The sequence below is a fragment of the Streptococcus sp. 2018110 genome, from assembly GCF_019754115.1.
Taxonomy (GTDB): domain Bacteria; phylum Bacillota; class Bacilli; order Lactobacillales; family Streptococcaceae; genus Streptococcus; species Streptococcus hashimotonensis.
The window spans coordinates 80,299-98,362 of record NZ_JAIJZO010000002.1; the positions used below are offsets into that span (position 1 = coordinate 80,299).

Here is an 18,064-nt window from a genome sequence, read left to right on the forward strand (position 1 = left end):
TTCTATCCTCTAATAAACCTAGTATCAGAGGCAACTATTTGAAAATTTTTATATCTTTTTGTTCCCCTAGTTCTGCAAGTAAGTCCGATACCACTTTTTTCAAAATTGGGTGACGGTAATCAGAAGCAATCTCAGCAAGAGGTTTGAGAACAAATGCTCTTTCATGGGCGTAGGGATGGGGAACAATCAGATTCTCTTCTTGAATCTTCTCCTCATCCCAAAAAATAATATCCAAATCAATGGTCCGTTGTCCCCATTTTTCAATCCGTACTCGGTCCAACTCTTGTTCGATGTTCTGGCAAACGCTTAGAAAATCCTGAGCAGATAAATCAGTATACACTTGACAAGCTAGATTGAGGAAATCAGCCTGATCTGTCTTACCCCAAGCTGGAGTTTCATAAATGTTGGAAACTAAGCCAAGCTGGCAACCTGGATGACTGGCTAATTTGTCTAGGGCTGCCTGTAAATAGGCTTGCCGATTGCCCATGTTCCCTCCGATACTGAGATAGGCTATATGCTTCATGGTCGTTCACGCTCCAATTCAATTCCGACAGAATCATAGTGTCCAGCAATGGGCGGATTTTCCTTGTAAATGGCCAAGCGAATCTTCTCCACCTTTGGAAATTGATCAAAAATCTCCTGACAAATAACACCTGCTACCTTTTCTATAAGGATGTAGGGCTTGCCTTCCACAACTGCTTTAATGGTTTCAAAGACCATACCGTAGTGAACTGTGTCTTCTAAATTGTCAGTTTGTGAAGCTGCTGTCAGGTCAACAAACAAATCACAGTCAACTGTGAAAATTTGACCAAGAACTTGTTCTTCTTTGAAGGCACCATGGTAGCCGTAAAAGCGACATTTATTAAGAGAAATCTTATCCATGTTGACCTCCAGAAGTCAATTGGTCCCAAACTTTAACGATGTCACGGTTGGCAGCGACATTGTGAACACGGACCATTTTACAGCCTTTTTGGACTGCCCAGGCAGACAAGGCTGCCGTTGCTTGATCGCGGTCAGTCGGTAAGCTATTTCCACCAAGCAGATAATCTACCACGCGCTTACGAGATATTCCAAATAGAACGGGATAACCAAGAGCAGTAATCTGTTCCAGACCTTGCAAGAGGTCCAGATTATGTTGAACATTTTTTGAAAAACCAAATCCTGGGTCTAACCAAATCCGGTCTGCGGAAACACCAGCATCAAGTGCTGCTTGGGCACGCTCGGCTAGAAAGTTTTTGACCTCTCCAACAACATCCGCATAGCTTTCTTCTTTCTGGTTGTGCATGAGAATAATTGGTACCTTGTACTCCGCAGCCAAGGCTAACATATCTCCATCATAAAGTCCTGCCCAGACATCATTTAAAATATCTGCGCCTGCTTCCAAGGCTGCACGGGCTGTGCCTGTTTTATAGGTGTCAATGCTAACTAGACAGTCATAGTTTTCTTTGATTGCACGAATAATTGGAACCACGCGAGCAATCTCGTCTTCTTCAGACACAAATGTTGCACCTGGACGAGTGGACTCCCCACCAACATCAATGACGGTAGCACCCTCAGCCAACAACTTTTCTACTTGTACCAAGGCAGACTCCACCTCATTATAGTGACCACCATCTGAAAATGAGTCTGGCGTCACATTGAGAATCCCCATAATGGTTACTTGATTCGCTAACTGTTCGATTGACATAGAACCTCCTATTTATTGTGAATCATGGACAAGAGTTCACGGCGCAAGATGGCATCTTCCTTGTATTTGCCAAGGGCAACGGTGGTCACTGTCTTACTACCTGGCTTGCGAATACCGCGCATACTCATGCACATATGCTCTGCTTCGACCATGACAAAAACGCCTTCTGGTTCAAGGGCATCTTGAAGTGCATGAGCCACTTGATGAGTTAAGCGCTCCTGCAATTGAGGACGACGGCTCGCCACCTCCACTGCACGCGCCAATTTACTCAGACCTGTCACACGCCCCTTACTCGGAATATAGGCTACATGTGCAATACCATAAAATGGGACAAGATGGTGTTCACACATAGAATGAAAAGGAATATCCTTCACCAATACAACCTCTTCATGTCCCTCTGAGAAGACAGCTGTAAATTGGTCTTTGGGATCCTCTTCTAGGCCGTTAAACATTTCTAAATACATCTTAGCGACCCGTTTAGGCGTGTCTAATAAACCTTCACGATTCGGGTCCTCACCCAATAATTCCAATAATTGATAAATTGTTTGTTCGATTTGTTCTTGTTTTGACATAGTGCATCCTAAATAGTTTGATGTTCTTATTATACCTCAAAAACTGTTTTCAGAAAAGGGCTTTCAATATTCTAATCCCAAAACTGTCCCCTACCAGAGCACCAAGCAGGTGTCCCTACTACCACCTTTGTGGTATAATAGGATAAATCAACTACAAGGAGCCTTTATGACCAAGAAACCCGTCCAACTCGCTACGATTTGCTACATTGATAATGGTAAGGAATTTCTTCTCCTTCATCGAAACAAGAAAGAAAATGATGTCCATCAAGGAAAATGGATTGGAGTTGGTGGTAAACTAGAACCTGGCGAAACACCACAGGCTTGTGCCATTCGAGAAGTCTTTGAGGAAACTGGGCTTACTGTAACAAAGCATGCTCTAAAAGGAGTGATAACCTTCCCAGACTTTACTCCAAATACAGACTGGTACACCTATGTCTTTAAGATAACTGGTTTTGAAGGAAGTTTGATCGATTGCAACGAAGGCGATTTAGAGTGGGTTCCTTATGACCAAGTGCTCTCCAAACCAACTTGGGAAGGCGATCGCCATTTTCAAGCATGGCTATTAGAGAACAAACCCTTCTTTTCCGCTTGCTTCCGCTATGACGGGGATAGCTTGCTGGATTACAGCGTTGATTTTTATGAGGAGTAATTCTATAAATAGAAAAAGCCTTGGTTTTCAAGGCTTATTTTCGTTATAAGAATTTTTTCTTAGGCATTTGCTTGTTCAATACGACATCCAAGGGACCAGCTGACAATACTGTATCTACCAATCGTTTATCTGTAATTTTTTTATCTAGAAGAACTTGATATTCTAAGATCAGCGCTTCTTTTTTCTTTTTGTACTTGAGGGAAATTAAGTCGGCTTGCTTGCAAGATTTACCAAATTGATTTTCAAAAAATTGATCATAGTCAAAATTCATTGGCACTGTTACCAAGAGATGACGACGATTTTGATTGACTTGAGCAAAGCTAATGTTCTCAAAAATCAAGATACAAGCAGATAAGATGACCGTCATAAAGACAGCCAAACCTAGGAAGCCCATTCCTGTCGCTAGACCGATAGCCATCGCTAAGAGGACTGCAAGCATTTCCTTCGAAGAACCTGCTGCTGAGCGGAATTTAATTAGACTGAAAGTCCCTGCTACCGCAACACCCGCTCCCAAGTTACCATTAACTAATGCAATGATAACAGCAATCAAAGCTGGCATTAAACTTAATGTGATGACAAATTCCTTTGTATAATTAGATTTATATTTATAAACAGCCGCTAAGAGTACCCCCATGGATAGACTAACTCCAAAAACCATGGACATCTGCGCTAAGGTAATATTACTATTGGTCGTTGAAAAAATGCTATTAAACAGCTGCATGTTGGCTTACTTCCTCTCCAGTGATGTTGTGGGCAAGCTTATAGGCATTGCCATATTTTGAAAATGATTGTTTTTCAATCTGGTATTTTTCAAGCAAAGCTACTAACCATTCTGGTCGCTCTTCAGGAACCTTTACTTCCATGATTACTTTGGTTGGGTCTAATAGGTTCTTACCAAATTTACCTTCCATTGCATCCACATCGTAGTCTCGATACAGTAAGTTCTTATCGATTGTGAGACGAACTTTTTTGTCTTCGATTCCTTTATAGGATACGCGATCGTAGTAGATATACATCTTCGGCTTAATAGTCCCGTAGCGTTCTCTCAACATTTCGAATTCTGAGGTTACCTTATCATCCTTGATTGTAGAATCAATCACCCCATTTTCGATATAATTTGTTACAGAAACAGGGTTTGAAGTTAAACGGTATTTATAGCCAATTTTATTTTCTTTTTTCTTGATTTCAAGAAAGGCTTGACTCGATTCAGATGGTGTCGCATCATAGACACGCATACGAATTTTCTCACGTCCATTCTTTTTGGCAAGTGAATCTTGAATCATATCAAAATCTTCATTATCAAAGTAGATATTGGTAATCGTTGATGTCGCAAATTCATCTGCCATCATGTACTGACGAAGTTCCTTTTCTAAAAGTTCAAAAGTTTTTTTATCAACGATATATTTAGTCTCTTTACGCTTAAACTGCTTTTGTACGATTCTTGTTTTCATTATTGTGCCTCTTCTATCCTAAATTTTGACAGGTCCCTGTCTTGTTTACAAGATATAGTTTACCGACCAAGCTTTAAATGAAACTGAAAATAAAATTAAACAAAACTTAAACTGCAATAAAGTTGAAATTCTTTTGTCACATTCTAATCTATGCTACAATAGTCCTATCAATAGTAAGGCAAGGAGAAACCCATGTACGAATTTGTCCTAGAATACGGCTCTTTCCCCGTAAAACTCATCGACGGTTTTGTCAACAATCGCTCAGAAATTCCTGATTTTCTCAAAGAAGACGAAGAAATGATTGCCCGCTTGAATGAGATGAACGAACTCTTCCACCAACTTTTCTTAACCATCGAATGCAAGTTTGACTACATTGGCAAGCAATTCCCTGACAAGATTGAACAACTACGAGAACTCTATCATCCCCTGGCAGACGATTTACTAGCCAAGTATGGCAAACAGATAGAGTTGAAGATTGAACCTTTTATTTTGTAATACTCAATGAAAATCAAAAGTAGCCTAGGAAACGAAGGCGAAGATAGAACTCTGTTACTTTTTTATTGAAAGGTAACAGACTGAAAACCTCCACTGGAGCTTTTCACTCATCAAGGCTCTTGACAACGGATAATTTTGATTTTCGAAGAGTATAAGACAAAAGAGATGACCGCAATCATCTCTTTTCTTCTATTCTGTATTCCAAACCATACTGATCACGCGATAAGTAGCCATAATCCACCAAGTAGCGTCTCAATACAGCATAGTCATCATAAAACTCAGCTAGAAAGGCATTAACCTCTTTTTCGGTGAATGTTGAACCTTTCTTAGCTAATTCTTCTTGTAAATAAGCAAACAAGACCTGCTTACTTTTCAGCTTTTTCGGAATGACAAGCAATTTCCCATCTCGGAAAAATTTTTCTTGAATATCCTGAGTACTCATATCACCCTCCCAAAAATCCTAGCCCACAGACTAGGATTTCACAATATCTAAAAATTAACGAATCTCAGCACCAAGTGCTTCGAGCGACTTACTGATTTTCTCCATGTACTTAGCCACTTCCTCATCCGTCAGGCTGTCCGCAGGATTTTGGAAGGTCAGGTTGTAAGCCATAGACTTCTTACCAGCCTCAATATTGCTACCCGCGTAAACGTCAAAGAGGGTCACCTTAGTCAAGCGTTTGACACCGGCACCGGCAATAGCATCCAGGACATCCTGATGCTTGACATCACTGCTCAAAAGTAGGGCAATATCACGGCTAACCGCTGGGAATTTGGAGATTTCCGTAAATGGCTGAGCAGGCTGGAGGGCTTCTTCAATCGCATCCAGATTGATTTCAGCCACGTAAGTCTCAGGAATACCGTAATCCTTAGCCGTTTGAGGGTGTACCTGACCGACAAAGCCGATTACCGCCCCATTCAAATGAATTTCAGCTGTCCGACCTGGGTGCAGGGCAGCAATCTCACTGGTCGCCACAAAGTCAACTGCTAACTTGTAGTGACCAAAGATAGCTTCCAAAATACCTTTGGCATGGAAGAAATCAACTGGTACAGCAGGTGTCTGGAAGTCTTTCTCAGCTACCAAGCCAGTCAAGACAAGGGCGAACTTGTTGATTTCTTGTGGCAGGTCTTCTTTTGGATTGCCAGACTGTTCAAAGATTTTACCGATTTCGTAGAGGGCCAAGTTCTTGTTCTTACGAGCCACGTTGTAGGCTACCGTTTCCAGCATACCAGACACCATGTTTTGACGGAGGGCAGAGCGGTCAACGGTCATCGGCCACATGAGTTCGGTGACTGTGGTTGGACGAGCTGCAAACTCAACTGCCTTTTCAGGTGTTGTTAGGGCATAAGAAATAATTTCTGTCAGTCCTGCACCTTCTGCCAGGCTACGCACTTGGCGACGGATGTTCTGGGTCAGGGTCAACTCGCCTGCTGTTCCGTCCTCTTTCGGAAGAGTGGTCGGTAGATTATTATAGCCATAGATACGTGCGATTTCCTCTACCAAGTCTGCTGGGATGCGAATGTCCCAACGACGACGCGGTACTGCGACTGTAAACTGACTTGCATCGCCAGTTGTTTCCATACCTAAACGACGGAAAATGTCTGCGATTTGGGCATAGTCCAGATTGGTCCCGAGCGAGCGGTTAACGTAATCAATAGTCGCTGTGACTGGGACATCCGAAGTGTCCACGCTGCCCGCAGAAACGATGCCAGACAAGACCTGACCGCCAGCTAGTTCCGCAATCATAGCGGCTGCTGTATCCATAGCCTCCGTCAAGTTTGCCACGTTGATGCCTTTTTCAAAGCGAGAAGAGGACTCTGAGCGAAGGTTGAGGCGACCTGAGGTCTTGCGGATAGACTTGCCGTCAAAGAGGGCAGCTTCCAGCACAACCGTCTTAGAGTTGTTGTCAATCTCTGTGTTGGCACCACCCATGACACCACCGAGGGCAACTGCCTTGTCCGCAACGGAAATGACGATGTCATCAGTAATCAAGTCACGCTCTTCGCCGTCAAGAGTTACCAAGTTTTCACCCTCTTTTGCCTGACGAGCTACGATTTTCTTACCGTCAAACTTGTCAAAGTCAAAGGCATGCATTGGCTGACCGAAGTAGAGCAAGATGTAGTTGGTGATGTCCACCACATTGTTGAGCGGGCGGATACCTGCGTTCATGAGCAGGTTTTGCAACCACTGTGGGCTCGGTGCGATAGTCACATTTTCAATGACACGAGCCGTGTAAGCAGCCACCTTGTCTGACTCAATGGCTACTTCAATCACATCGCTGGCCTTCTTGTCGCTTTCCTCCAAGGTCACAGGCTTGAAGTTGACCTTGCTGTCATAGATAGCGGCCACTTCGTGAGCCACGCCACGCATAGAGAGGGCGTCGGCACGGTTTGGCGTGATAGACAGCTCGATAATCTCGTCGTCGAGGTCCAGGTATGAAAAGACTGGCTCACCCACGACTGCATCTTCAGGCAGATGGTAGATTCCGTCCGCATAAATTTTTGGCACCACAGAGTCGGACACGCCGATTTCGCTCAATGAGCAGAGCATACCCAAGGACTCAACTCCGCGGATTTTGCCTTTCTTGATCTTGTAGTTGCCAGCGATACGAGCTCCTGGCAGAGCAACGATTACCTTGATGCCAGGCTTGACATTTGGAGCACCGCAAACGATTTGCGTAACTTCCTCACCGACATTGACCTGGCAGATGTTGAGGTGGGTATCAGGAATTGGCTCAGCAGACACAACCTGACCCACAACCAACTTAGACAGGCCAGCACTCTTTTGCTCAACCCCTTCTACCTCAATCCCTGTTGTTGACATTTTTTCAGACAAGTCATGGCTTGTCGCATCAAAGTCAACGAGTTCTTTTAACCATTTGTAACTTACTAACATATTATCCTTTCTGGTGCAAAGACCGTTTTAGTAGCCAATCCACATCTATCTTATCACCGACCGCAAATTCATGCTGGCCAAATTTTTCAAATCCGTATTTGGAATAGAATTTCTGAGCCTTGTAATTATGTTCCCAAACTCCCAGCCAGACCCAATCACAGCTTGACTGCTCTGCTTTTTCCAAAGCAAACTCAAAAAGTTTCTTACCCAACCCTTGACCTTGATAGGCCTTTAAGAGATAGATCCGCTGGATTTCAAAGGCATTTTCCAGCTCCTGTTCTGTCTGAGCAGGACCCTGGTTAAGCTTGAGATAACCAGCTATCTGATGATCTACTCTTAGAAAATAGTACTGGCAGTTGGAATCCGATAACTCACTAGTCAAGACCTCCATGGAATAAGCTTCCTCGAAGAATGCCTCCAGTTCTTTCGGGTCATTATCGTGAGCAAAGGTCTCGGCAAAAGTCTGCTTAGCAAGGTCTTGTAGAATAGAAACTTCTTCTAATTGTATTGGGTCAATCTGCATCTCTTGTCTTTCTTTTCTAACTGGGCTAGGGAAGTCGCTTAATACGATTTCCTTCTACTCACTCCTGCGGAGTTACGACGTTCTAAGGTTGAAAATGATACTTTTTCAACCTTAGAACTAGTGAGGGGAGTAGGTAGACCGCTAGAGCGGCTACCGTTTCTCTCAAACAACAATTTACTAACTTTATCAGATTACGACGGATTTCAAGCAAAACAATATTTTTTGCTTGAAATACTAGTAAGGTAGCTAGGGAAGTCGCTTAATACGATTTCCTTCTACTCACTCCTGCGGAGTTACGACGTTCTAAGGTTGAAAACGATACTTTTTCAACCTTAGAACTAGTGAGGGGAGTAGGAAGACCGCTATAGCGACTTCCGTCCTGTTTCTAAATACTTTCAGTATCAGAAACAGGGCTCACATCAAAATTGCTCCGAGAATCGTACATCGCCTTGATAGAATCCACGAATATCATTGATACCGTAACGGAGCATGGCAATGCGTTCCTGACCGAGACCGAAGGCAAAGCCAGAGTACCTGGTTGAGTCAATCCCACTCATTTCCAATACTTGTGGGTGGACCATGCCGGCACCGAGGATTTCAATCCAGCCTGTTTTCTTACATACGTTACAGCCGTCACCACCACACTTGAAGCAGGAAACATCCACCTCAACAGATGGCTCTGTGAATGGGAAGTATGATGGACGGAGACGAATCTGACGCTCTTCTCCAAACATTTTCTTGATAATCATTTCCAAAGTTCCCTTGAGATCCCCCATGGATACATTTTCACCGACAACCAAGCCTTCAATCTGGTGGAACTGGTGGCTGTGGGTCGCATCATCCGTATCACGACGGAAAACACGACCTGGTGAAATCATCTTCAAAGCACCTTTTGAGAAATCATGCTGGTCCATGGTCCGTGCCTGAACAGGCGACGTATGGGTCCGCATAAGGATTTCTTCGGTGATATAGAAGGTATCTTGCATATCACGTGCTGGGTGGTCTTTTGGTAAATTCATGCGCTCAAAGTTGTAGTAGTCTTTTTCCACTTCAAATCCGTCAACGATTTGGAAGCCCATGCCCAAGAAAATATCTTCGATTTCTTCAGAAGTCTGAGTCAAGACATGGCGTTTTCCGACCTTGACCTGGCGACCTGGCAAGGTTACATCAATGGTTTCTGAAGCTAATTGCTGTTGAATTTTGGCTGCTGCAACCTTCTGAGCTGTTTCTTCAAAGGCAGCTGTCAGCACATCACGTACTTCATTGACCTGCTTACCAACGATTGGTTTCATGTCGTTAGATAGGTCTTTCAAGCCTTTCAACAAGTCAGTCAAGGACCCTTTTTTACCCAAAACCGCAACACGCAGGTCTTGTAGTTCTTTTTCTCCTTGGTGCTGGATTTCTTTTAACTTTTCAAGTGTAGTTTGGCTTAATTCAGCCAACTGTTGTTCAATGTTTGACATAATTCCTCCAATAAAAAAACGCATGACACCACTCGTATCGGAGCGTTGTCACGCGGTACCATCCGTTTTCATCTGCTAGGCAGACCTTAGTTCCATGAACCAGTATTCACAAGTGAAGTGTCGCACGGTGAATAAAGGTTCTAAGTCCTTGCGTGAGTGAATTCGACCAACTTTCACTGATTGAGCTTGCAGTCACGGCTCAACTCCCTGGGCAGTTTCCATAGGTGTACTAGTCTCACAGACTTCTATTCAATTAAGAATATTCTATCAAAAATAAGAAAGTTTGGCAAGAAATCTTCCTAGAAAACTCCCTCTATCTAGGATAGAAAGGAGTTTACATTTAGAACATGTACTTACAAGCGAGGCACTTGAACTAGTTTTTCGCTCATAAAGATAGTATTTTGAAAAAACTAGCCTTAGATGAAAGTGCTAAACTGTTGATACAGGTTCTTATAGTTTTGCCTGCCATTTATTGGCCCAAACATTCTCATTTGGCACACCATAGAATGTATCTTTTCCTTCTAATTTATCAAGGAGGGATTCGATCGTGTTTTTATTATGATGGTAGGCATTGATAGCAGTTTTGACCATGGTAACATCGTGAAGGTGAGTTGTATAGTTTAGCGAAACGAAAATGGTTGGAACTTCATGTACATACCAAGGAACTTCATTGGACATGGCTGTTTTCCACTGGATACGATAGTTATTCTGCGCTCCGTATCCAATGACATTGGCAACAGTCAAGGCTAGATCAACTTCTTCTCGGTATTGCAGCGTTTTTCCTTTGATTCGAGTTGTGCCATCATTGACAGTCACTTCATAACCACGCGCCTCTAGGGCAGCTTTAAGGTTATCAACCACTTCTGTACTTGCCGCCATAATCCCTTCTTTTTCGCCTTCTAGGTAATACAAACGGATTCTGCGATGGGTTTCTGGACTGATTGGAAGATTTTTCTGTGTATCTTTCAACAAGGTAATCGCCTTATCTGCTGCTTCACGTTGCCAAGCCAAGTGTTCTTCACAGCCGATAATAGCCAATTCATCAGCTGATTTTAGTAAGTTTCCTTCTGCTTGCTTGATATGCAGATTGAGTTTGGCTTTCAGACCTAAAATGCGACGGAGAGCATCATGAAGGCGTTCTTCAGTAATCACTCCCTTGCGGTAGCCATTGAGCATAAATCCAAAATCTTCTTCTAAGTTATTGAAGAATAAGAACATATCGCAACCCGCAGCAATGGCTGCTGGGACATAATCTTCACGACGCATCGCTGCTGTCATCCCCAACATGTGGCTGGCATCTGTTATGACCAAGCCATTGAATTCCAGTTTTTCTTTCAATAAATCTTGAATCAATTCGGGAGCTAGTGTTGCAGGCAAAATATCTTCGTCTTTCAAACTTGGATTCAATGTTTGATGATAGTAGGGCAGAGCTATATGACCCGCCATAATCATCTCAACACCAGCTTCAATATGATGACGATAGACACGACCAAAACTCTTGTCCCATTCTTCTGGGGAGAGCTCATTGACACCGAGGACTAGGTGCTGATCACGTTCTTCTGTACCATCTCCTGGGAAATGCTTGATACATTGAATCACATCTCTTTCAGCAGTCAATCCTTCTAAATAGGCACTGGTATAGGCAATCACATCATCAGCATTGGTGCCGTAGGCTCTGGTATTGACAATAGTATTGCGCCAATTCTGAACAATGTCCACGCAAGGGTCAAAGTTGACATTTACACCTAATGCAGTCTCCTCGCGCGCAGATACGAGACCTGCTAGGTAGGGGATACGAGGATCCCGACTGGCTTCCGATTGAGCACCTGAGGAAATATAGGTTCCTCCTTTCACAGCTCCATCTCCACCTGAGTCGCAGTTCGCTGCAACCAAGAGAGGTACTTTTGAATAGCTTTGCAACTCGTTAATCAGTCCTTGTACCTGTTCTGGACTACCATTCATATAGCGTGCGCCACCTATGTGGTATCGATTCATCAATTCCTGATTACTCAAATTATTTCCGCTAAAAGCATCTCCTCCGAAGAAGAATAGATTAACAAACAATTGACCGATTTTTTCTTCATCAGTCAGATGAGCCAAGGTAGTTTCCACCCAAGCAATCTGCTCTTCATCCAAACAATAGGGTTTCTTCCGCAAATCAACCAATCTAGGCATTATTTCCTCCTTATTTTCCTCGCCAAATACGTGTATCTACCAAACCACAGTAGGCATCTACAGGCGATACCCCTGTGAATGCTGACTCTCCTGCTAGTTTGGCAACCAAGGCTTCTAAAGTGACAGGCAAGCCATCATAGGCATTGATATAGGTTGCAACCTGTGGCATATCTGCAAGTGCAAATGGGTGCTGAACAGAGACAACAATGGTTGGAATTTCGTGAACATAGAAAGGCTGGTCTGGTGTTCCCTTGGCAGCTGGCCAAATAATCCGCTGAGTTGTCCCGCCTGAGTTGACATCGACTAAATTGATAATCAAATCATAGTTATCTGTGATTTCGGCAATAGGACGCTTGGAAGCATAGACATTTGCAATCGCTGCTGGTCTTTCTTCTTCTGGCAATTTGGCAATCCGTGCTTCTGTATTTTCCCAGATAGATACTTGGTGACCTCGAGCTTCTAATAGTTCTTTCAGCATATCGGCTGCTCTCTTCTTACCAGCATTGATCATGGCGCCAAAACCACCCTTATAGCCATCCACTTCGACCAATAAAATCCGTTTGTAGCGTTCTGGATTGACAGGGAAAATTCCTTCTTGTTTGGCTTTTACCAAGGTAATCGCCTTGTCAGCTACTTCTTTTGCAAGCTGTTTCGCCTCATCTCTACCAATCAAATCCAGCGCTTCTTCTTTTGGCAACATGATTTCCTGACGACGACCTTCAAACAAGTGAAGACCGAGTTTAGCTTTCAAGCCCAAGGTACGACGAAGGGCATCATGGAGGCGTTCCTCAGAAAGCAGACCATTTTCCAATCCTTCTTTCATCCATTGCAAATCTTCTTCTGGATCATTGAAGAAAAGGAAAAGATCGCATCCTGCCTCAATAGCTGTAGGCAATAGCTCACGACGCGGCATAGAAGCCGTCATACCAATCATATGACTGGCATCCGTGACGATGGCTCCATTATAACCCAACTCTCCACGAAGCAATTCATCCAAGAGGGTTTTATTCAGCGAAGCTGGCAACATGTCATCCAATTCACGTTCTGGATGCATTTCTTTCTCAACATTTGGCAAATGAATGTGCCCCGCCATAATACCTGGAAGACCTGCGTCAGCCATCTTACCGTAAATCCGTCCAAATGTTTCCATCCATTCAGATTTGGTCATGGGATTCGAAGCAAAAGAGAGATGATGATCACGTTCATCAATACCATCGCCTGGAAAATGCTTAGCAAACGGCACAATGCCGTGTTCCATAATGCCACGCATGTATTCTTTGGATAATTCAATGACTTGGTCTACATTAGCTCCCCAAGTTCGGTTTGCAATGATTGGATTGCGCCAATTACGGCTGAGGTCCATAATCGGTGCAAAGGAGGCATTGCAGCCTACCGCAGCTGCTTCAAGTCCTGCAACTTTCCCCATTTCATAAGCATAGCGGGGATCGGCTGTCGCAGCAATCTTGATTTCATCCCCAATTTTCGTTCCATCCGTAACAGCACCATTCCCACCAGATTCGGTATTGGCTGCAATCAAGAGAGGAATCTTAGACTTGGTCTGCAAAATATAGTTTTGCTCCCAAATATCTGCAGCAGGTCCAGGATTGTAACGAACAGCAGCAATCTTATAATCATTTAATACTCCAATCAGATATTCTTCCGTCCGCTGGCTCCCCATGTTGACAAAGAGATGACCGATTTTTTCATCCAAGGTCATCTGAGCAATGGTTTCTTCAATCCAAGAAATAGCCTCTTCGTCAAGGTTGTAAGGTTTCTTCCGTAAATCTACTAAATGTGTCATATTTGCCTCCAAAAAAGAAACTGAGTAAAAAGTCCTAACACTACTTCTCAAAGTTAGTGTCAACATCTCAGCGCAGTGGTTGATTGGCAGATTTGTTCGTGTACTACACTCCAAATCTGACCTAATCAACTGTGCGGGGGCAGGAAGACGAACTCTTCTTTGAATGGTCGAGTTCTTTCCTGCTCCCCCTTCTCTCTAGTCGTCTAAATTATTCCAAAATGCCTGTATCAATTCTGTTTCTTTCTCATCTGTGAATGCTTGATGAGCAAATTCATCTGCAATCGTTTCTGTCAAATCTGCCCAAGATTGCATCTCTCGTCCTACTAAAATAGGATAGAAATGGACACCGTTCAATTCCGCCGCCTTCAAATCACCAGGCGAGTCACCAATCATCATAATCTTATCAGGACAATACCCTTCCTCTATTAACAGTTTAATGACATCTTCTTTCTTACCACGGTCTTGACAGTACAATTCTGTAACATAGTCCATCAAACCTTGGTCTGTCCACTCTTCTTCTACTGCTTCCTTATTAGCAGAAGAAACCACGTAGACTTTTCCTAACTGGCTCAATTTTTCCAAGCCCTTGTGAACGCCGATGAAGGCTAAAACAGGACCGCTATAATGCTTAATGGCTTGATTGACTTGAGTGGACCATTTTAAAGCGAGTTCCAAATCTTTAGACGGCTGCTCCTCTATCAATCTTTCCAGAGAAGCATTTGACAAAGAATCTGTGGTCGCGACCCAATTTTTCAAGTTGTCTATACCCGTCACACCTGCAAATTCTAAACCTTTAACCAAGCCGACAAAGCGGTTAATGCCACGTTCTCGAGAGTAGAGATTGACTCGATTCCATTCAGCTAAAAACGGTTCTTTATCTTTGACATCAAAAACATCTGCAGCCAAGGGGCCGAAAAAAAGTTTATGTTTGTAGGTCATGGTGTCCATGGCGCAGCCATCAGAGTCCACACAAAATACGTATTCCATCTTCATCATTAGACTCCTGAATAGGCTGAGAAGCCACCGTCAATCGGTAAAACAACACCGTTGACAAAACTTGCCAAATTCTCATCCGCCAAGAAGAAGACCCCTCCGACCAACTCTTCGGCTTCACCAAACCGTCCCATTGGGGTATTGGTCAAAATCTTGTTGGCACGTGCGGTCGGTTGACCTGACTCGTCGAATAGCAAACCACGGTTTTGGTTGGTAACCAAGAATCCAGGCGCAATCGCATTACAGCGGATGCCAACTTTTGAAAAATGGACTGCTAACCATTGGGTAAAATTACTAATAGCAGCCTTGGCACCTGAATAGGCTGGAATTTTTGTCAAAGGAGTAAAGGCATTCATGCTGGAAATATTGATAATATTTGCTCCCGACCGACCAATCATATCCTGTGCAAAGACCTGTGTTGGCAATAAGGTTCCTAGATAATTCAGATTGAAAACAAAGTTAATCCCTGCCTCATCTAGGTCAAAGAAGGTTTTCGTATCCGCTGGAAGACCCACTTCATGGAACTCATTGTCCGTTGTCGCTTTGGGATTATTGCCTCCTGCACCATTGATTAAAATATCTACAGGACCAAAATCTGCTAGGACTTGCTGGCGAACTTCTTCCAAATTTTCCTTAGAAAGAACGTTAGATTTATAGGCTTTTGCAACACCACCTGTTGCTGCAATCTCATCAACAAAGACCTGAGCCGCAGCCTCATTCAAGTCCAAAAGCGCAACCTTTGCACCCGCCTTAGCAAATTCTTTTGCCAAATAGCCACAAAGAACGCCTCCTGCACCTGTAATAACAACAACCTTATCCTTAAACTCAATAACACGTGACATATTAGCTCTCCTTATTTCCAACTGTTTTGACTGTAATTCCAAAATCTGGTGTCTTGCCTGCTGCTCGCATATTGGCTTCATAGAGACCGTTAAAGTAGGTTGCCCCAAGAGCTCGGTCATACAGACCATAACCAGGTGTCTTGGTCTGGTCTCCCCAGATACGACGACCGTGGTCTGGACGCAAGGCACCAGTCCAGTCATAGTTTACCAATAATTTAACAACAGCGTTCATGTCAATGTCACCAGCCTGTGACAAATGTGCAGTTTCTTGGAAGCCCCAAGCACCTGCCGTCACATTGCGCGTATGCATAAAATTGATGCGATTGCGTTTGAGAGCATATTCTGTCATGGCAAGGACATCATTTTTCGGATTAGAAGCATAGGATCCGACACACATGGTAATTCCATTGTGCTCTGAATCATAGAGATTCAAAAATCGTTCAACGGCTTCTTGACCAGTGATGATGCGCGGTAAACCAAAGATTCCGTAGGGAGGATCATCAGGGTGAATGGCCATTTTGACGCCAGCCTCCTCAGCCGTTGGCATAATCGCCTTGATAAAATACTCCAAATTCGCCCATAAATCTTCTTCGGAAATATTCTGACGATAATTTTCGATAATAGCCTTCATTTCTTCCTTGGAATAGGATGAATCCCAACCTGGTAAGTTCAAATCATCCGCCACAGGATCAACACCTGCCAAATCAGACTTGAGGAAAGCCAAAGAGGTTGAACCATCTGGAAGTGGGTGGTGCAAGTCCGAACGGGTCCAGTCAAACACAGGCATGAAATTGTAGCATACAACTGGAATGCCTGCAGCCCCGACATTACGGATGGAAGTTTTATAGTTTTCGATTAACTCATCGCGATTTGACTTCCCTTGTTTGATGTCTTCATGGACAGGAATGGATTCAATAACAGTAATTTCAAGTCCTGCCTCTTCTACCATTTTTTTCAGCTCTAGTATGTTTTCAAGGGGCCAAGCTTGACCAACTGGCACATCATAGACAGCAGTCACAATCCCCTGCATACCAGGGATCGCCTTAATCTCTTCAAGTGTCACAGGATCCTTTTTCCCATACCATCGAAATGACATTTTCATGATTTACTCTCCTTTATTGTTCAAAAAATTCTTTGGCATTGTAATAGGATATGGCTTCTACAAACCGCCCTAAACGATTGTAATCTTCAGGCACTTCTTCATCAACAATCCATTGGCCGACATAAGTCGCTAAAATGCGTCTGAAATAATCATGCCGTTGATAAGATAAAAAGCTACGCGAATCGGTTAACATCCCAACAAAATTAGCAAGCATGCCCTGTTCTGCATAGGCATTCATCTGGTCAATCATGCCCAACTTGGTGTCATTGAACCACCAACCAGCACCAAATTGTAGCTGGCTACGAAGCCCTTCCTCATTGGACTGGAAATTCGCCAAAGTATTGGCCAGAGCAATGTTGTAACTTGGATTGAGATTGTACCAAATCATTTTTGGGAGGGCATTTTCCTTGACCAAGTTATCTAACAAACGATTCAAATTCACAGTCAGACATGTCTGGTCTCCAATCGAATCCACACCTACATCTGCTCCAAGTTTTTCAAACAGTCCGGTATGGTTATTCCGTAAGGCACCAAAGTGAACTTGTGTCACAAAACCATGTTTCTTGTACAATCGGCACAATTCTCTAAAGATGGCTGTCTGCCATTTATTGATACTGGATTGGCCAGCCTCTTTACCTGCAAGTCTTGCTAGTAAAATATCATCAAGCTCTTCAAGGCTTGCTTCTTCGTATGAAATAGCCGTAAAACTGATGTCACTTGCTCGGCAACCGTGTTGAGCAAAATAGGAAACGCGCTGACCAAGTGCCTCTACAAAACTTGCAAAGTCTCTTACTGCTACCCCTGTTACTTCTTCCAAGCGTTTAATAAATGGATTGAAATTTCGATGTTCTATAAAGGCTTCATCTGGACGGAAAGTTGGTGCCACTACAGTATCTATAGTTGGGTCCTCAGCCAAGCACTTATGCCATTCCAAGCTATCTAGTGGATGGTCAGTTGTCCCAATAAAGGTCACCCTAGCATCCGCAATTAGCTTTCGTGGACTAACTTGATGGTCTTGCAAATAGGCATTGAGCTGATGATAGAGTCGCTCTGCATTTTCTTCGGTCAACAATTCCTCAACACCGAAAACCTGTCGCAATTCCAAATGACTCCAATGATAGAGAGGATTTCCGAAAGCCCGTTCCAAGGTTCTTGCCCAAGCCTTAAACTTATCTAATTTACTTGCTGAACCTGTGATTTCTTCCTCTGAGATACCATTAGCCCGCATCAAGCGCCACTTATAATGGTCACCCCCCAGCCACAGATCAACGATATCTTCATAAACCTTATCTTCAAAAATTTCCTTAGGATCCAAGTGGCAATGGAAATCATAGATAGGAAGTTCTGCTATTTTCCCGTAAAGCTCCTTAGCAGGCTCATTTTTTAGCATAAAGTTTGTATCATTAAAACTCATT

General features: G+C 43.4%; 18 protein-coding genes. 2 read left to right on the plus strand and 16 right to left on the minus strand.

Annotated features, from left to right (window positions below; genetic code table 11):
- Positions 1-34: 34 nt before the first annotated feature.
- The 4 genes from folK to folE are packed head-to-tail and all read right to left on the minus strand — an operon-like array spanning position 35 to position 2,259.
- On the minus strand, positions 35-523 hold the full coding sequence (gene folK / locus K5Q34_RS02390) for a 2-amino-4-hydroxy-6-hydroxymethyldihydropteridine diphosphokinase (protein WP_105212406.1): 489 nt from the start codon (positions 521-523) through the stop codon (positions 35-37).
- A complete protein-coding gene (gene folB / locus K5Q34_RS02395; protein WP_012027113.1) occupies positions 520-882 on the minus strand; it encodes a dihydroneopterin aldolase in 363 nt (120 codons plus the stop codon). Before folB ends, folK begins: the two co-directional genes overlap by 4 nt.
- Positions 875-1,687, minus strand: coding sequence for a dihydropteroate synthase (gene folP, locus K5Q34_RS02400; RefSeq protein ID WP_221864441.1), 813 nt, complete (start codon positions 1,685-1,687; stop codon positions 875-877). Before folP ends, folB begins: the two co-directional genes overlap by 8 nt.
- Before the next feature lie 8 nt (positions 1,688-1,695).
- A complete protein-coding gene (gene folE, locus K5Q34_RS02405; protein ID WP_002938082.1) occupies positions 1,696-2,259 on the minus strand; it encodes a GTP cyclohydrolase I FolE in 564 nt (187 codons plus the stop codon).
- A 166-nt stretch (positions 2,260-2,425) separates the two neighbouring features.
- On the opposite strand from folE, the gene K5Q34_RS02410 reads away from it, so the two are divergent.
- Positions 2,426-2,908, plus strand: a complete 483-nt coding sequence (locus K5Q34_RS02410) for an 8-oxo-dGTP diphosphatase (RefSeq protein WP_024400725.1) — start codon at positions 2,426-2,428, stop codon at positions 2,906-2,908.
- 43 nt (positions 2,909-2,951) lie between these two features.
- Here the strand turns inward: K5Q34_RS02410 and K5Q34_RS02415 are convergent, their stop codons facing one another.
- Together K5Q34_RS02415 and K5Q34_RS02420 are read right to left on the minus strand one after the other, a co-directional pair.
- The gene (locus K5Q34_RS02415) at positions 2,952-3,629 is read right to left on the minus strand and encodes a DUF4956 domain-containing protein (RefSeq protein ID WP_221864442.1); all 678 of its coding nucleotides are present in this window, start codon (positions 3,627-3,629) and stop codon (positions 2,952-2,954) included.
- Positions 3,616-4,359, minus strand: coding sequence for a polyphosphate polymerase domain-containing protein (locus K5Q34_RS02420; RefSeq protein WP_105183920.1), 744 nt, complete (start codon positions 4,357-4,359; stop codon positions 3,616-3,618). The genes K5Q34_RS02415 and K5Q34_RS02420 overlap by 14 nt, the downstream gene beginning before the upstream one ends.
- 192 nt (positions 4,360-4,551) lie before the next feature.
- Between K5Q34_RS02420 and K5Q34_RS02425 the strand changes: the two genes are divergently transcribed.
- On the plus strand, positions 4,552-4,854 hold the full coding sequence (locus K5Q34_RS02425) for a hypothetical protein (RefSeq protein WP_105136012.1): 303 nt from the start codon (positions 4,552-4,554) through the stop codon (positions 4,852-4,854).
- A gap of 175 nt (positions 4,855-5,029) precedes the next feature.
- Here the strand turns inward: K5Q34_RS02425 and K5Q34_RS02430 are convergent, their stop codons facing one another.
- From K5Q34_RS02430 to uxaC, 10 genes are all read right to left on the minus strand, one after another.
- On the minus strand, positions 5,030-5,296 hold the full coding sequence (locus tag K5Q34_RS02430; protein ID WP_105119627.1) for a DUF2087 domain-containing protein: 267 nt from the start codon (positions 5,294-5,296) through the stop codon (positions 5,030-5,032).
- A gap of 54 nt (positions 5,297-5,350) precedes the next feature.
- Positions 5,351-7,750, minus strand: a complete 2,400-nt coding sequence (gene pheT / locus K5Q34_RS02435; RefSeq protein ID WP_221864443.1) for a phenylalanine--tRNA ligase subunit beta — start codon at positions 7,748-7,750, stop codon at positions 5,351-5,353.
- A 1-nt stretch (position 7,751) separates the two neighbouring features.
- Entirely contained in the window at positions 7,752-8,273 is a 522-nt protein-coding gene (locus K5Q34_RS02440; RefSeq protein WP_221864444.1) for a GNAT family N-acetyltransferase, read from the minus strand.
- Between the two features lie 419 nt (positions 8,274-8,692).
- Complete coding sequence (gene pheS / locus K5Q34_RS02445) at positions 8,693-9,736, minus strand: phenylalanine--tRNA ligase subunit alpha (RefSeq protein ID WP_172114617.1); 1,044 nt, start codon at positions 9,734-9,736, stop codon at positions 8,693-8,695.
- Positions 9,737-10,186: 450 nt separating this feature from the next.
- Positions 10,187-11,911, minus strand: a complete 1,725-nt coding sequence (locus tag K5Q34_RS02450) for a glycoside hydrolase family 3 protein (RefSeq protein WP_221864445.1) — start codon at positions 11,909-11,911, stop codon at positions 10,187-10,189.
- Between the two features lie 10 nt (positions 11,912-11,921).
- On the minus strand, positions 11,922-13,712 hold the full coding sequence (locus K5Q34_RS02455; protein WP_105135025.1) for a glycoside hydrolase family 3 protein: 1,791 nt from the start codon (positions 13,710-13,712) through the stop codon (positions 11,922-11,924).
- Positions 13,713-13,907: 195 nt separating this feature from the next.
- Positions 13,908-14,708 (minus strand): HAD family hydrolase, encoded by an 801-nt coding sequence (locus K5Q34_RS02460; protein ID WP_221864446.1) that lies wholly within the window; start codon positions 14,706-14,708, stop codon positions 13,908-13,910.
- Entirely contained in the window at positions 14,708-15,547 is an 840-nt protein-coding gene (locus K5Q34_RS02465) for an SDR family oxidoreductase (protein ID WP_205027217.1), read from the minus strand. The genes K5Q34_RS02460 and K5Q34_RS02465 overlap by 1 nt, the downstream gene beginning before the upstream one ends.
- A gap of 1 nt (position 15,548) precedes the next feature.
- Complete coding sequence (locus K5Q34_RS02470) at positions 15,549-16,649, minus strand: mannonate dehydratase (RefSeq protein ID WP_221864447.1); 1,101 nt, start codon at positions 16,647-16,649, stop codon at positions 15,549-15,551.
- A gap of 13 nt (positions 16,650-16,662) precedes the next feature.
- Positions 16,663-18,063, minus strand: coding sequence for a glucuronate isomerase (gene uxaC / locus K5Q34_RS02475; protein WP_221864448.1), 1,401 nt, complete (start codon positions 18,061-18,063; stop codon positions 16,663-16,665).
- Position 18,064 lies beyond the last annotated feature (1 nt).